The organism is Thermovirga sp. (assembly GCA_012523215.1).
Classification (GTDB): Bacteria; Synergistota; Synergistia; order Synergistales; family Thermovirgaceae; genus 58-81.
The window spans coordinates 1-2,036 of the sequence record JAAYIZ010000232.1 but is presented as its reverse complement, the minus strand read 5'-3'; the positions used below and the strand labels follow the sequence as shown (position 1 = coordinate 2,036).

The window sequence follows — 2,036 nt, the reverse complement described above, 5'->3', positions numbered from 1 at the left end:
CCCTTGCCCTGCCCACGGAGAAGAGTGTGGGCATAGCCCTCAAGACTCAGCAGATCATCGCCTGCGAATCAGGGTCTACCTCGACGGTGGACCCCCTCGCCGGGAGCTATGCCATCGAGGCCCTCACCAACGAGATAGCGCGCCAGACCCTGGAGTACATCGACAAGATAGAAGAAATGGGCGGCATGCTGGCGGCCATCGAGAAAGGCTATCCCCAGCAGCAGATCCAGGGCGCGGCTTACCAGTACCAGAGGGCCGTCGAGAGCGGCGAACGCGTCGTGGTGGGCGTCAACAAGTTCCAGGTCGATGAAGAGAACGGCGGCCGGGAACTCCTCCGGGTGGACCCCTCCGTCGGCGAAGGCCAGGAGAAGGCCCTGAAGGCCATGAAGCAGGGGCGCGACAACGTGCTCGTCGGCAACCGACTCGAAGCGATCCGATCCGCCGCCGGCGACGAAAGCGCCAACCTCATGCCGGCCATTATCGACGCGGTGAAGGCCTACGCTACGGAGGGCGAGATCTGCGGCGTTCTCCGCGAAGAGTTCGGGGAATACAGGGAAAATATCGTCCTTTAAGGGACGCCTGGTGTCAGGAGGGACGGGAAATGAACGAACGCAGGATCCGTGTTATCGTGGCCAAACCTGGCCTTGATGGTCATGACAGGGGGGCCAAGGTGGTGGCAAGAGCCCTCAGGGACGCGGGCATGGAGGTCATCTACACCGGCCTCAGGCAGACCCCCGAGAGCATAGTGGAGACCGCTATTCAGGAGGACGCCGACGCCATAGGGGTGAGCATCCTGAGTGGAGCCCACGAGCACTATTTCCGCGAGATAATCCGGCTGTTGAAGGAAAAGAACGCCGAGGACATCATCCTCTTCGGCGGAGGGGTGATCCCCGAGGGAGATATAGCCGGCTTGACCGGGATGGGCGTCGGGGCGATCTTCGGCCCCGGGACCTCCACGGGCACCTGCATAGAGTGGCTCAGGGACAAAGTACGGGATAAAAGGTCCAGGGAATCCTAGAAAGGCACTGCCATTAAGAAAGTGGCGGATACACCGGGGGCGGGCAGGTCCCGCTCCGATCGGAGGGACAGTATGAAGCCTACTGCGATAGATCATATCGGTATAGCCGTTTCCAGCCTCGACGAGGCTCTCAAATTCTGGGAGCAGTCGCTGGGGATCAGGTGTACGGGGATCGAAGAAGTGGCTGAGCAGAAGGTCAGGACGGCCTTCCTCCCCCTGGGCGACACCGAGGTGGAGCTTCTTGAAGCCACCGACCCCGAAAGCCCCGTGGCCAAATTCATCGAAAAAAGGGGCGAAGGGATCCATCATCTTGCCCTTCGTGTCGAAAACCTGGAGGAAGCCCTCGAGAAGATGAAGGCTCTCGGCCTGAGAATGATCGACGAGAAACCGAGATACGGGGCGGGGGGCGCAAGGATAGCCTTTGTACACCCCAAGACGGCGGGGGGTGTCCTGCTGGAGCTCAGCGAACGTCCGGCTTTGGATCGTGGCCAATGACCGGGAATACGTAAAAGGGAGGAAAAGAGATGTCTGAGAGGACGATTGGAGAGCTTTGCGAGGCCTTGGTCAGGCTCCGTGAGGAAGCCGAGGCGGGCGGCGGCGAAAAGGCCATCGCGAGGCAGCACGAAAAGGGCAAGTTGACGGCGAGGGAGAGGATAGACAAGCTTCTCGACGAAGGAAGCTTCGTCGAACTCGATGCCCTTGTCGAGCACCGGTGCATACACTTCGGGATGGGCAAAAAAGCCTTCCCGGGCGATGGCGTGGTCACCGGTTACGGCACCGTCGACGGGCGACTGGTTTACGTCTACAGCCAGGACTTCACCGTCATGGGAGGTTCCCTGGGCGAGATGCACGCCAGGAAGATCTGCAAGGTCATGGACCTCGCCATGCAGAACGGAGTACCCATCCTCGGGCTGAACGACAGCGGCGGTGCGAGGATCCAGGAGGCTGTCGACAGCCTGAGCGGCTACGGCAACATCTTTTACCGCAATACCATCGCCAGCGGCGTCGTGCCCCAGTT

2 protein-coding genes and 1 pseudogene are annotated in these 2,036 nt (G+C 60.9%); all 3 read left to right on the top strand.

Annotation, left to right across the window (positions count from 1 at the left end; genetic code table 11):
* A partial coding sequence (locus GX108_06540; protein NLO56692.1) for a methylmalonyl-CoA mutase occupies positions 1–572 on the top strand: 572 nt, incomplete at its 5' end.
* A 29-nt stretch (positions 573–601) separates the two neighbouring features.
* Positions 602–1,513: pseudogene (mce, locus tag GX108_06535) on the top strand (methylmalonyl-CoA epimerase).
* A 29-nt stretch (positions 1,514–1,542) separates the two neighbouring features.
* Positions 1,543–2,036, top strand: a 494-nt coding sequence (locus GX108_06530; protein ID NLO56691.1) for a methylmalonyl-CoA carboxyltransferase, incomplete at its 3' end; no start/stop codon positions are given.